The organism is Pseudomonas sp. MF6747, assembly GCF_963890955.1.
GTDB lineage: Bacteria > Pseudomonadota > Gammaproteobacteria > Pseudomonadales > Pseudomonadaceae > Aquipseudomonas.
Genome location: NZ_CAWPSZ010000002.1, coordinates 121602 through 135143, shown reverse-complemented (window position 1 = coordinate 135143; position 13542 = coordinate 121602). Strand labels below are relative to the sequence as shown.

General features: G+C 62.5%; 10 protein-coding genes. 6 read left to right on the top strand and 4 right to left on the bottom strand.

Annotated features, from left to right (window positions below):
• Window positions 1–4: 4 nt before the first annotated feature.
• From AACW30_RS02950 to AACW30_RS02925, 6 genes are all read left to right on the top strand, one after another.
• A complete protein-coding gene (locus tag AACW30_RS02950) occupies window positions 5–1198 on the top strand; it encodes an SfnB family sulfur acquisition oxidoreductase (protein WP_200624251.1) in 1194 nt (397 codons plus the stop codon).
• Entirely contained in the window at window positions 1198–2550 is a 1353-nt protein-coding gene (locus AACW30_RS02945; protein WP_200624250.1) for an LLM class flavin-dependent oxidoreductase, read from the top strand. Before AACW30_RS02950 ends, AACW30_RS02945 begins: the two co-directional genes overlap by 1 nt.
• Before the next feature lie 142 nt (window positions 2551–2692).
• Window positions 2693–3508: a MetQ/NlpA family ABC transporter substrate-binding protein gene (locus AACW30_RS02940; protein ID WP_200624249.1), complete on the top strand. Its 816-nt coding sequence runs from the start codon at window positions 2693–2695 to the stop codon at window positions 3506–3508.
• Window positions 3505–4620, top strand: coding sequence for a methionine ABC transporter ATP-binding protein (locus AACW30_RS02935; protein WP_200624248.1), 1116 nt, complete (start codon window positions 3505–3507; stop codon window positions 4618–4620). The genes AACW30_RS02940 and AACW30_RS02935 overlap by 4 nt, the downstream gene beginning before the upstream one ends.
• On the top strand, window positions 4610–5254 hold the full coding sequence (locus tag AACW30_RS02930) for a methionine ABC transporter permease (protein ID WP_056858169.1): 645 nt from the start codon (window positions 4610–4612) through the stop codon (window positions 5252–5254). Before AACW30_RS02935 ends, AACW30_RS02930 begins: the two co-directional genes overlap by 11 nt.
• 39 nt (window positions 5255–5293) lie before the next feature.
• Window positions 5294–5920 carry a class I SAM-dependent methyltransferase gene (locus tag AACW30_RS02925; protein WP_106577387.1) on the top strand — a complete coding sequence of 209 codons (627 nt, stop codon included), beginning with the start codon at window positions 5294–5296 and terminating at the stop codon, window positions 5918–5920.
• Window positions 5921–6026: 106 nt separating this feature from the next.
• Here AACW30_RS02925 and AACW30_RS02920 read toward each other — a convergent pair whose 3' ends face one another.
• From AACW30_RS02920 to AACW30_RS02905, 4 genes are all read right to left on the bottom strand, one after another.
• Window positions 6027–8222 carry a glycoside hydrolase gene (locus AACW30_RS02920; RefSeq protein ID WP_200624247.1) on the bottom strand — a complete coding sequence of 732 codons (2196 nt, stop codon included), beginning with the start codon at window positions 8220–8222 and terminating at the stop codon, window positions 6027–6029.
• A gap of 116 nt (window positions 8223–8338) precedes the next feature.
• A complete protein-coding gene (locus tag AACW30_RS02915; RefSeq protein ID WP_106577385.1) occupies window positions 8339–11392 on the bottom strand; it encodes an efflux RND transporter permease subunit in 3054 nt (1017 codons plus the stop codon).
• The gene (locus AACW30_RS02910) at window positions 11389–12459 is read right to left on the bottom strand and encodes an efflux RND transporter periplasmic adaptor subunit (protein ID WP_200624246.1); all 1071 of its coding nucleotides are present in this window, start codon (window positions 12457–12459) and stop codon (window positions 11389–11391) included. The genes AACW30_RS02915 and AACW30_RS02910 overlap by 4 nt, the downstream gene beginning before the upstream one ends.
• Window positions 12456–13538: an efflux RND transporter periplasmic adaptor subunit gene (locus tag AACW30_RS02905; RefSeq protein WP_200624245.1), complete on the bottom strand. Its 1083-nt coding sequence runs from the start codon at window positions 13536–13538 to the stop codon at window positions 12456–12458. The genes AACW30_RS02910 and AACW30_RS02905 overlap by 4 nt, the downstream gene beginning before the upstream one ends.
• Window positions 13539–13542: the final 4 nt, after the last annotated feature.

Sequence of the window (13542 nt, the reverse complement as noted above, 5' to 3'; positions counted from 1 at the left end):
CATCATGACTTTCTCTACAAACGTCGCGGTTATCACCAGCGACGAACAAGCCCTTATTGTCGCCAGCGACCTGGCCGAAGACTTGGGTCGCGACAGCGCCCAGCGCGACCGTGAACGCCGCCTGCCCCTGCCCGAGCTGGACGTGTTTTCGCGCTCCGGCCTGTGGGGCATCAGCGTGCCGAAGGAACACGGTGGCGCGGGTGTGTCCAACGTCACCCTGGCCAAGGTCATTGCGCTGATTGCCCAGGCGGACGCCTCTCTGGGCCAGATCCCGCAAAACCATTTCTATGCCCTGGAAGTGCTGCGCGTGAATGGCAGCCCGGCCCAGCAGAAACGCCTGTACGCCGAAGTGCTCGCAGGCCGACGTTTCGGCAACGCCTTGGCGGAGCTGGGTACCAAAACTGCCCATGACCGGGTGACCAAAATCACCCGCGACGGCGACGGTTTTCGTATCACCGGCCGCAAGTTCTACTCCACCGGCGCCATCTACGCCCAACGCATCCCCACCTCGGTGGTGGATGAACACGGCGTGCAGCAACTGGCATTTGTGCCGCGCGACAGCGAAGGCCTGACGGTAATCGACGACTGGAGCGGCTTCGGCCAGCGCACCACCGGCAGCGGCTCCGTGGTGTTTGACAACGTGTGGGTCGCCGCCCAGGACGTGGTCCCGTTCCAGAGCGCTTTCGAGCGCCCGACCACGGTCGGCCCGCTGGCGCAGATCCTTCACGCTGCCATCGACACCGGCATCGCCCGCGCCGCCTTCGAGGATGCGCTGCATTTTGTGCGCACCAAGACCCGGCCGTGGATCGACTCCGGCAACGACAAGGCCACTGAAGACCCGCTCACCTTGAAAAGCTTCGGCCACCTGAGCATCCGCCTGCACGCCGCCGAGGCATTGCTGGAACGCTCCGGTGAGTTCCTCGACCGCGCCCAGGCCGACAGCACTGCCGAAACCGTCGCGGCAGCCTCCATCGCCGTCGCCGAAGTGCGCGCCTTGAGCACTGAAATTTCCCTGGCCGCCGGCAGCACCTTGTTCGAACTGGCCGGCAGCCAGGCGACCCTGGCCGAACATGGCCTTGACCGCCACTGGCGCAACGCCCGCGTACACACCCTGCACGACCCGGTGCGCTGGAAGTACTTTGCTGTGGGCAATTACTACCTCAACGATGAAAACCCGCCACTGCGGGGGACCATTTAATGGCGAAGAAAAAAATCCTGCTCAATGCCTTCAACATGAATTGCATCGGGCACATCAACCACGGCCTGTGGACGCATCCACGGGACACCTCGACGCAGTACAAGACCCTCCAATACTGGACCGACCTGGCGCAGACCCTGGAGCGCGGGCTGTTCGACGGCTTGTTCATCGCCGACATCGTCGGCGTGTACGACGTTTACCAGAACGCCATCGATGTGCCGCTCAAGGAGTCGATCCAGCTGCCGGTCAACGACCCGTTGCTGCTGGTCTCGGCCATGGCGGCCGTCACCCAAAACCTTGGCTTCGGCCTCACCGCCAACCTCACCTACGAGCCGCCGTATCTGTTCGCCCGACGCATGTCCACCCTCGACCACCTGAGCCGTGGCCGGGTCGGCTGGAACATCGTCACCGGCTACCTCGACAGCGCCGCCAAGGCCATGGGCCTGACCGAACAGGTCGAGCATGACCGGCGCTACGACCAGGCCGATGAATACCTGCAAGTGCTGTACAAACTCTGGGAAGGCAGCTGGGAAGACGACGCGGTCATCAACGACCCACAGCAACGGGTCTATGCGCAGCCCGGCAAGGTGCACAAGGTTGAGCACCACGGCGAGTTCTATCAGGTCGAGGGGTATCACCTTTGCGAGCCGTCGCCGCAACGCACGCCGGTGCTGTTCCAGGCCGGCAGCTCGGAGCGTGGCTTGCTGTTCGCCGGGCGCCATGCCGAATGCGTATTCATCAGCGGGCAGAACAAGGCCGCCACCAAAGTCCAGGTGGACAAGGTGCGCGCCAGTGCGGCGCTGGCGGGGCGCAACCCGGATGACATCAAGGTGTTCATGGGCCTCAACGTGATCGTGGGCGCCACCGAAGAACTGGCCTGGGCCAAGCACGCCGAGTACGTGAGCTATGCAAGCCCGGAAGCCGGAGTGGCGCACTTCTCGGCCTCTACGGCCATCGACTTTGCTCAATACGAAATCGATGAGCCGATCCAGTACGTGAAAAGCAACGCGATTCAGTCGGCCACCAAGAACCTGCAAAACAACGATTGGACGCGGCGCAAATTGCTTGAGCAGCACGCCCTGGGCGGGCGCTACATCACCTTGGTCGGCTCGCCCGAACAAGTGGCTGACGAGCTGGAATCGTGGATCAGCGAAACCGGGCTGGATGGCTTCAACCTGACGCGCATTGTCACGCCGGAAAGCTATGTCGATTTCATCGACCTGGTGGTGCCGGAACTGCAGAAGCGTGGGTCGTACAAGACCGCTTATGAGCAGGGAACGCTGCGCGAAAAAGTCTTTCAGGCCTCGGCGCGCCTACCCGAACAACACACCGGCTCTACCTACCGACACTGAACCAAACCTGTGGGAGCTGGCTTGCCTGCGATAGCAGCAGGTCAGCCAAAAATTTGTGCCTGGCAGACCCCTATCGCAGGCAAGCCAGCTTCCACCGTTGATCGCATCGTGCTTACAAACACCTGATGACTGGACACCCAATATGAAAAAGACACTGCTCACCCACCCAGTCAAAGCACTGGCCCTGGCCTTTGGTTTATTCAGCTCGGCGGTATTCGCCGCCGATGCACCGCTGAAAGTCGGCACCACCGCCGCCTTCGCGATTCCCCTGGAAGCTGCCGTCGCCGAAGCCGACAAGCAAGGCCTGAAGGTCGAACTGGTGGAGTTCACCGACTGGATCGCGCCCAACGTCAGCCTCGCCGCCGGCGACATCGACGTGAACTACTTCCAGCACATCCCGTTCCTGGAAAACGCCAAGGCTGCCGCCGGGTTCGACCTGGTGCCGTATGCGCCGGGCATCATCAATAACGTTGGCCTGTATTCCAAGAAGTACAAAAGCTTCAACGACCTGCCTCAGGGCGCCAGCGTGGCGATCGCCAACGACCCGATCAACAGCGGTCGCGGCCTGCAACTGCTGGCCAAGGCCGGTTTGATCACGCTCAAGCCGGGCGTGGGTTACAAGGCCACCGAAGAAGACATCATCGCCAATCCGAAGAAGATCAAGATCCTGCAAGTGGAAGCCGTGCAGCTGGTGCGCGCCTATGACGACGCCGATCTGGTGCAGGGCTACCCGGCCTACATCCGCCTGTCCAAGACCTTCGATGCCGAGTCGGCGCTGCTGTTCGACGGCCTCGATCACCCTGAATACGTGATCCAGTTTGTGATCCAGCCCAAAAGCAAAACCGACCCGCGCGTGGTCAAGTTCGTCGACATCTACCAGCATTCGCCGGTGGTACGCGCCGCGCTGGATAAATCCCTCGGCAAGCTCTACCAAGTCGGCTGGGAAGATAAAAAATGACCGCCGCCAACGCCCAACTGCGCGACGTGGGCACCGCGCCCAGGGACGCCAAGCAGACAGCGCTGCACCCGGACCTGAACCGTGCCCATGTGCGGTTCATCAACCTGGGCAAAACCTATGACGGCAGCGTGCATGCCTTGCAAGGCATTGACCTTGCGATCCAGCGCGGTGAGGTGTTCGGCATCATCGGCCGCAGCGGCGCCGGCAAATCCTCGCTGATCCGCACCATCAACCGCCTGGAGCAACCCAGCAGCGGGCGCGTGCTGATCGATCAGGTGGACATCGGCGAGTACGACGAAGACCGTCTGGTCGCGTTGCGTCGGCGCATCGGCATGATCTTCCAGCACTTCAACCTGATGTCGGCCAAAACGGTGTGGCAGAACGTCGAGCTGCCGCTGAAGGTCGCCGGCGTGCCCAAGCTGCAGCGCGAGCAAAAGGTGCGTGAGCTGCTTGAACTGGTGGGTTTGCAGGACAAGCACAAGGCTTATCCCGCGCAGCTGTCCGGCGGGCAGAAACAGCGCGTCGGCATTGCCCGTTCGCTGGTGCACGACCCACAGATTCTGCTGTGCGACGAAGCCACCTCGGCCCTCGACCCGGAAACCACCCAGTCGATTCTCGGCCTGCTGCGCGACATCAACAAACGCCTGGGCCTGACCATCGTGTTGATCACCCACGAGATGGCGGTGATCCGCGAAATCTGCGACCGCGTGGTGGTGCTTGAGCACGGTCGAATCGTGGAGCAAGGCCCGGTGTGGCAAGTATTCGGCAACCCGCAGCATGAGGTCAGCAAAACCCTGCTGGCGCCGCTGCAACACGGGCTGCCGGAAGAACTGCAAAACCGCCTGCAACCCACCCAGACATCGGCCGACGCCGCGTTGGTGCTGCGTTTGCAGTTCACCGGCAGCGCCACCGACGAACCCGACCTGGCCGCGCTGTTCGGCGCCCTTGGCGGACGCGTGCGCTTGCTGCAAGGCGGCGTGGAACGGATCCAGGGGCACGCCTTGGGGCAATTACTGCTGGCGGTCAATGGCTCGCCACACAACGCACAAGCACTGCGCACCCTGGCCGGGCGTTGGGCGCAACAGGTGGAGGTGCTGGGCTATGTGGTTTGATCGTTTATTGCAGGGCGCCATCGACACCCTATTGATGGTTGGCGTGTCGTCGTTGATCGCGCTGTTGGTGGGTATTCCGCTGGCGGTGTTTCTGGTCACCAGCGACAAGGGCGGCATCTATCAGGCACCGGCGCTGAACCGCGTGCTCGGCGCGTTCGTCAATCTGTTCCGCTCCATTCCGTTTCTGATCCTGATGGTGGCGCTGATCCCGTTTACCCGGCTGATCGTCGGCACCACCTATGGCGTGTGGGCGGCCGTTGTGCCGCTGACCATCGCCGCCACGCCGTTTTTCGCGCGGATCGCCGAGGTGAGCCTGCGCGAAGTGGACCACGGTTTGATCGAAGCCGCGCAGGCCATGGGCTGCCGCCGCTGGCACATCATCTGGCACGTGCTGTTGCCGGAAGCGCTGCCGGGGATTGTGGGCGGGTTCACGATCACGCTGGTGACCATGATCAACTCGTCAGCCATGGCGGGCGCCATCGGCGCAGGCGGCTTGGGTGACATTGCCTACCGCTACGGCTATCAGCGTTTCGATACGCAGATCATGCTCACCGTGATTGTGTTGCTGGTGGTTCTCGTCGCGGTGATTCAGTTGGGCGGCGATCGCCTGGCTCGGGTGCTGAACAAGCGGTGAGGTATAGTCGGGCGATCTCAGCGCCCGGTATTTCCCCCCATGACCCTCAAGCCCGACGACCTCAACCAGATCACTTCCATCACCCTCGGCCACTACAACAAGGTGGCCGAGGACTTCCGTGAAGGCACCCGCGATCACGATGTGAGCCAGAACATCGACGCGCTGCTGCGCCATATCCAGGGCACAGCGCCGTTTACCGTGCTGGATTTCGGCTGCGGGCCGGGGCGTGATCTGCAGACGTTTACGCGCATGGGCCATATTGCCGTGGGGCTCGATGGCTCCGAACGGTTTGCGCAAATGGCCCGCGAGGACAGTGGTTGTGAAGTGCTGCTGCAGGACTTTCTCAAGTTGGACCTGCCGACCGAACGCTTCGACGGGGTGTTTGCCAACGCGGTGTTGTTCCATATTCCCAAGCAGGAGCTGCCACGGGTGCTCAAGCAGTTGCAGGGTGCGCTGAAGCCTGGCGGCGTGCTGTTCAGTTCCAACCCGCGCGGTGAAAACCTGGAAGGCTGGAACGGGCCCAGGTATGGGTCTTATCACGACCTCGCGGCGTGGCAGGCACTGCTGACGGCGGCCGGGTTTGTGGAGTTGGAGCATTACTACCGGCCGGCCGGGTTGCCTCGGGAACAACAGCCGTGGTTGGCGAGTGTGTGGCGCAAACTGTAGATGTTCGTCGTCGGGCCCGGCCTCTAACGCAGGCAAGCCCGCTCCCCCATTTGGAATGCATTTCCATGTGGGAGCGGGCTTGCTCGCCAAGGCGTCAGCGGCCCCGCTAATCCACCTGATACACCCTAGGTTTTTCACCCTCGACCAACGCCGTCACACTCTTTCCCGCATACCCTTCTTTGTCCCCTGCAGCAAAATTCGCCACCAACCGCGTGCCATCGGCAAACGTGGTCTGCTGCACCTGCCGATCGGCCGTCAGCCAACGAAAATCGGTCATTGCCTGTGTCGCCAAGCGCTCATGCAACGGCCGAAAAAACCGGTCCTGGCGCTGTATCAACGGTATGCGCTGCTTCAGGGTCGCGGCACTCAGGTGATACAGCGGCGGCACGTTGTACAGCAGTTGGGCCAGCTCGTTCTCAGCCCGCACATTGCTCAGCTTCAGGCTGTCGAACAGCCAATGGTGAGTGGTGATGACCGAGCCGTGGAACACCGCCTGATACAACGGCAAGCGCATGGACGGGTCGAAATACACGGTGCGAAATGGCTCATTCAACGGCACCGTTTTGAAGAACACCGCCGGTTGCTCCGGCGGATACCAGTTGCCGACGTAATAAGGCGATTGTTTATCCTTGGTCATCGCGCGATCACCCCAGCCGAGCACCGGCGTCTGCATGCCGTGGGCAAACAGAATGCCTTGGGCAGTGACCGCATTGCCGTCTTCGGAACCGGCGGGCAGCTTGAGCACCGTGTTGAGCCAGCGTGACGCGTCGATATTGCCTTCAGCGTTTTGCGCCTGGGTCATTTCGGCGCCATTGCGGTAGCTGTCAAAGACCATGCTGGTCGCATAGGCATCCAGGAACCAGGCGTTGAAACCGGCCTTGGCTTGCACCGCTTTCACCCGCGCTTCCAGTAACGGCCGCACGCAGCGCGGGTCGGTGTAGTGACCGGATTGTTGAAAGCCGGTCTTGAGTTTGCCGTCTTCCAAGATGATGGCGCAGTCGCGATAGGCCTTGCTGCCCAGGTGGGCGGTGGTCCAGTCGGGGTTTTCGGTGGTGGACAAGGCCGTTTCATAGGAATCGTACGGCGCCATCAGGTAACCCGCCTTGACGCCCGCCTTAATCGCTTCGGGGTGCCAGAGGCCGCCTTCCCAGCCTTCGCCCAGGGTCAGCAGCAGGCGCTTCAACCCAGCATCTTGCAGCGCCTTGACGGTCTGGGCCGACAGCGTGCTGCCCCAGGTCTCGGGACTGTGGCTCAAGGCGCCGGCAAACGCTGTGGCCAGTTCACGGCGCAGTACGCCATAACCGTCAGCCAGCTTGAGCATGTCCGGCTCGTCGGTGGCCTGCCAGGTTTGCCGGGCCTTTTTGTTGATCGCCGCGTTGAGCCCACGCAGCAAAACCGTCTTTTGGTAGCGATCCAACGTGCCGGCCTGCGTCAGCACCTGCGTGGCCTCTTTGTCCAGCAAGCCCTTGAGTTCGTGGCCGCGCAGCACCTTCACCAGCAGCGGCCAGTCGCGCACATCCTCCGGCCCTAACAGGTCATTGCCCCACAGATAGACGTGGCTGGCACCCAGCAACTTTTCAGCCTCGGGGGTCTGACGCAGTTTGTCCGCCAGCGGTTCATAACGCCCCTGCGCCACCAGCCACTGGCGGTAGCGCTTGGCCCCGGCCAACGGGTCGGCATCGCCCAGGTGCAGGCGCAGGGTCATCGGCGCGGCGGGCTCAAGCCGGGTGAATTCATGCGCCATTGAAAGCGCCAGCCCGCCACCGTCTGCCTGCCATTGCAGGTGGTTGTTATAGGGGTTGGTGAGCAACCAGTTGAGCGTGAAACGGCCATGATCTAAGCCCCATAACGGCAGGCTGAGATCCTGCGTGGTATTAACCTCGCCTTGATCCAGCAAAAACGAGTTCCACACGGCGTTGCCGGCGGGCACGTAATGCCCTTCGGCCAAGGGCCAGATCAAGCCTTTGCCCATCGCCTCGGCGGGTTGGCGCAGCAGCGCCAATTGGCCCGGCTCGCGCGCGTTGATGGTCAGGGCAAGGTCGCGCTGCTCAAGGCGCGCGGTCAGCTGGTAGGCGCCGCTGTCCCACTGCCAAGTGGCTTGCCCGGCATCGGCCTGCACACCGGTGACCGCGTGCGCCGCCACACCGCTGGAAGCCTGCACTGCGGCCTCGCCCGCCGGGGTAACGCGCAGCGCCAGCGTGGCGGGGTCGAGTTCGACCCGCCAGAGGGCGTTTTCCAGCACGGTGCCAGCGAAGAGTCGGGGAGACAGCAACAGGCAAAAAATCAGCACTAAACGGCGCATGACACGGGCCTTCCAAAACGGAAACAGGCCCGGAGGGTAAAGCACTTAATGCCAGACAACTGTAGGGAAAGTGTTTCCAGGAGCCTTCCCACATCCTTGCAGGAAGGCGCCGAGGGTCAGGCCTGTTCTTTTTTCGGCTCGCGAATCTTGTACCAGGCCACATAAAGCGCTGGCAGGAACAACAGCGTCAGCAAGGTGGCGATGATGATCCCGCCAATCATCGCGTAGGCCATCGGTCCCCAAAACACTTCCCGCGCAATCGGGATCATGCCCAGGCTGGCTGCCGCAGCGGTCAGCAGGATAGGACGGCGCCGGTGCTCGGTGGCTTCCACCACGGCATCCCACGGCGTATAGCCGTCGCGCTCGTAGGCATCGATCTGCGTCACCAGAATCACCGAGTTGCGGATGATAATGCCGATCAGCGCCAGAATGCCGAGGATCGCCACAAAGCCCATCGGCGTGCCCGTGGGGATCAGCGCCAGCACCACGCCGATCAGCCCGAGCGGCGCGACGCTGGCGACCAGGAACATCTTCTGCACGCTGTGCAGCTGGATCATCAGGAACGTGGCCATCAGGAACAGCATCAACGGCACCACTTTGGCGATGGGGCCTTGGGCCTTGCCGCTTTCTTCGACGGTGCCGCCGGTGGCGACTTTGTAGCCTACCGGCAGGCCAGCGCTGAACGTGTCGATTTCGGGCTTGAGTTGCTTGACCAGGTCGGTCGGTTGCATCTCATCACGCACCGAAGCCTTGACGGTGATGGTTGGCTTGCGGTCGCGACGCCACACCAGCGGCTGCTCCAACTCATACCGCACGGTGGCGAAGGCCAGCAGCGGAATCGAGGTGCCATTGGGCGTGACAATCTGCAGGTTCTGCAAGGTTTCCGGGGTGCCGCGCTCGGCGTCTTCGGCGCGACCGACCACGTTGATCAGGTAGATATCGTCGTGCACTTGGGTCACCGATGCACCGCTGACCACGCTGTTCATCAATTGCGCCACGTCTTCCGACGACAGCCCCAATTGCCGCGCCTTGTCTTGGGCGATGTCCACGCGCAGCACTTTGCCCGGCTCGTTCCAGTCGTAAATGATCTCGCCCAGGTGGGTGTTTTTATCCAGCAAGGTCGCCAGTTCAATGGCGTGCTTGCGCACCTGATCGGTGTCCTTGCCAGACACGCGATACTGGATCGGCCGCCCGACCGGCGGGCCCATTTCCAGGGGCTGCACATAACTGCCGATGCCGACGAAGTCATCGCGCAGGCGTTTTTGCAGGCGCGCAATCAACGCGCCGCGCTCTTCCAGGCCTTTGCTGACGATCACCAACTGCGCGTAGTAGGGGTTTTCCAATTGCTGGTCGAGGGGCAGGTAGAAACGAATCGCACCCTGGCCGATATAGGTGCTCCAGCGCGCAATATCCGGATCATCCTTGATGATCGCCTCAAGGCGGTCGACCGCCTTGCGCGTTTCGTTGATCGAGGCGTTTTGCGGCAGGTTGAGGTCGACGAGAATTTCCGGGCGGTCCGATGACGGGAAAAACTGGTTCTGCACAAACTGCATGGAGAACACCGACGCCGCAAACAGCCCCACGGTGATGCCGATGGCCCACCAGCGGTTGCGCATGGCCCAGAGCATGCCGCCATTGAATGCGCGACCGATGCGCCCAGGCTCTTTGTTTTCGGGCTTAACGTTGGCGCTGAGGATATGCACGCCAATCACCGGCGCAAACAGCACCGCCACCACCCACGACACCAGCATCGCCACGGCAATCACCGCAAACAGCGTGAAGGTGTACTCGCCCGCCGAACTGGCGTTGAGGCCGATAGGCACAAAGCCGGCGACGGTCACCAGCGTGCCGGTGAGCATCGGGAACGCGGTCGAGGTATAGGCGTAGGTCGCCGCCTGTTCCTTGGTTTCGCCTTTTTCCAGGCGCGTGATCATCATCTCCACGGTGATCATCGCGTCATCCACCAATAGGCCGAGGGCGATGATCAACGCGCCCAGCGACACGCGCTGCATGGTGATGCCGCTGTATTCCATGAACACGAACACCAGCGCCAGCACCAACGGGATCGAGCACGCCACCACCAACCCGGCACGCATGCCGAGGCTGATAAAGCTCACCACCAGCACGATGATGACAGCTTCAAACAGCGCGCTGGTAAAGCCGCCGACAGCCTCCTCCACCACTTCTGCCTGGTCGGAGACTTTGTGCACGCCCACGCCCACCGGCAGGTCAGCCGTCAACTCATCCATGCGTGTGTGCAAGGCCTTGCCGAATGACTGGATATTGCCGCCCTTCTGCATGGCAATCGCCAAGCCAATCGCCGGCTTGCCATTGAAACGGAACATCGGCCGCGCCGGATCGACGTAGCCACGGCTAATGTCGGCAATGTCGGCCAAACGGTAAAAACGGTCATTGAGGCGCAGGTTGACGTTGGCCAGGTCCTTTTCGGAGGCAAACTGCCCCGAGGTGCGCACCGAAATCCGCTCCGGCCCGGCCTCGATTACCCCGGCCGGGGTCACCGCGTTCTGCGACTGCAGGCTCTGTACGACCTGGCGCTGGTCAATCCCCAATGCTGCCAGTTTGCGCGTGGAGAAGTTCAGGTAGATCACTTCGTCCTGCTGGCCGATCATCTCGACCTTGCCCAGGCCCGGCACCGAGCGGATTTCGGCGCGCACTTGCTCGACGTAATCACGCAGTTGGCGCATCGACAGGCCGTCACCGGTAAACGCGTAGACCGAACCGAACACGTCACCGAATTCATCGTTGAACGACGGCCCCTGCAAGCCCTGGGGGAAGGTGCCGCGAATGTCATCGATCTTCTTGCGCACCTGGTACCAGATATCCGGAATCGCCTTGGCGCTGGTGGTGTCTTTGAGGAACACGAACACCGTGGACTCGCCCGGTCGCGTGTAGCTCTTCACGTAGTCGAGGGAGTCGAGTTCTTCGAGTTTTTTCTCGATGCGGTCGGTAACCTGCTTGAGGGTTTCCTCCTGGGTCGCACCCGGCCAGCGGGTCTGGATCACCATGGTTTTGATGGTGAACGAAGGGTCTTCCTCGCGGCCAAGGTTCATGTAGGAGAACACGCCCATCAGCAGCGCGACGAACATCAGGTACCAGACGAAGGACTGATGCTTGAGGGCCCAGTCGGATAAGTTGAAGCTCCCTTTCATCGCGGGCTGTCCTCGTCGATTTTGACTTTTTGCCCAGGCTTCAGGCTGTTCACGCCAGCGGTGACGATGCGTTCGCCGGGTTTGACGCCGCCGTTGAGCAGCGCGCTGTTGGCGTCACGGCTGACCACCGTGATGTCGCGCGGCTGCACGGTCTGGCTTTGGGTGTCGAGCAGCCAGATGCGGGTCTTGCCGTCGACTTCTTGCAGGGCGCTCACCGGCAGTTGGATGCGGGGTGCGATGGCGGTGCTCAAGGTCACGCTGATAGCGGTGCCCAGGCGGAAGGCTGGCGGTGTTTCGGCCAGGGTCAATCGCGCACGCCGGGTGCGCGTGGCGCTTTGGGCCTGGGGTTCGATCTCACGCACGATGGCGGTGGTGTTGACGCTCGGGTCGAGTTGGCCAGCAACCACAAACACCACATCGGTAGGCAGGCGCTCAGCCAGACCGGCCGGCAGGTCGATTACCGCTTCCTTGATGTCCGGGCGCGCGAGGGTCACCACTTGCTGGCCGGCGCTGACGACCTGGCCAGCCTCGGCGTTCCAGGCGGTGACGATACCGGCGTGGTCGGTGCGCAGTTCGGCGTAGTTGAGCTGGTCCTTGGCCTGGTTGACCGAAGCCTTGGCCTGGTCGAGGGTGGCCTGGGTGGTTTTCAGGTCGGTCTGGGCCACGTCCAGTTGAGCCTGGGCGCCGACACCACGGTTGAACAGTTCCTGCTGGCGGCGGGCGTTGGCCTGGGCGTTGATGAACTGCGCCTGCACGCGGGCGAGGTCGCCTTGGGCGGCGCGCAATTGGTTTTGCTGATCGGTGGGATCGAGCACGGCAAGCAAGGCGCCCTTTTCCACTTCAGCCCCCACGTCCACCGCGCGGCGCGCGATACGGCCGGGTACGCGAAAGCCCAGGTTACTTTCATAGCGGGCCTGGATGGTGCCGGCGAAGCGGCCGAGGTTTTCCTGGTCTTCGGCTTTGACTTCCATCGACAACACCGGGCGCACGGGCTCGGGCGGCGGTTCTTTCTTGGAGCAGGCGGCCAACAACAGGCTGGCGGCGAGCAGAGCCGTCAGGCGCTTCATGGCTGGGCTCCTTGCTGGGCGATCTCGACCAGCATGCCGGGGTGCAACAATTGCCCGCCGGCCACCACGACTTTTTCGCCGCCTTTAAGCCCCTCGCCAATAATGACTTTGCCGGTGAGGTAACGCGCCACGCTGACCTTGTGCAATTGCGCCTTGCCGTCACCGTCAATCAGCCACACGGCGGGTTCGTTGAGGTCTTTGGTCAAGGCCGACCACGGCAGCTCGATGCTGGCCTTGGCCGGGCCATTGGCGGTGGCGCTAACCACCGAGCCCAACTGCATGCCCTTGGGCAGCGATTGCAGGGCGATTTTGACTTGCACGGTGCCGGTATTGGCCGCCACCGCCGGCGTGACCTCGCGAACCTTGCCCACGGCCTTGATGTTCGGGTTGTCCAGCAGGCTGACCGTGATCGGTGCATCCGGCGGCGGCTCTACCAGCAGCGATTCATAGACATTGAACACCGCATCACGATCGCCATCGGTGGCCAGGCTGAAAATCGGCACGGTGGCCTGCACAACCTGGCCGACTTCCGCCTGGCGCGCGGTAATCACACCGGGCGCATCGGCGATCAGCGAGGTATAGCCGAGTTGTTCACGGGCGTTGGCGAGCTGGGCTTGCGCGGCGGCCAGGGCGCTTTGGCTGCTGCGCAGCGCGGCCTGGGCGGCGTCGTATTCGCTGCGGCTGGTGTAGCCCTTGGGCAGCAGTTTTTCCTGGCGAACGAAGGCGGCGGCGGTTTGCTTGACGCGTGCCTGCTCAGCCACGACCTGGGCCTGCGCGGAATCGACGTTGGTCTGCAGGTCCTTGGGATCGAGCTTGGCCAGCACTTGCTTGGCGGTCACACGGTCACCCACGTCGACCATGCGCTGGATGATTTTGCCACCCACGCGAAAGGACAAATCGGTTTGCACACGGGCCTGGATATCGCCGGTCAGGGTGACTGCCGCGGCAAAATCCGCCGGCTGCACAGTCTGCACAAAAACCCGCGAATGCGCCTTGGGCTCGGTCTTTTCCTGACCACAGCCGCTCAGCAGCGCCAAGAGGCCAAGGCTGAGTAAAACTATCGAAGTGCGACCGCCCATGCAG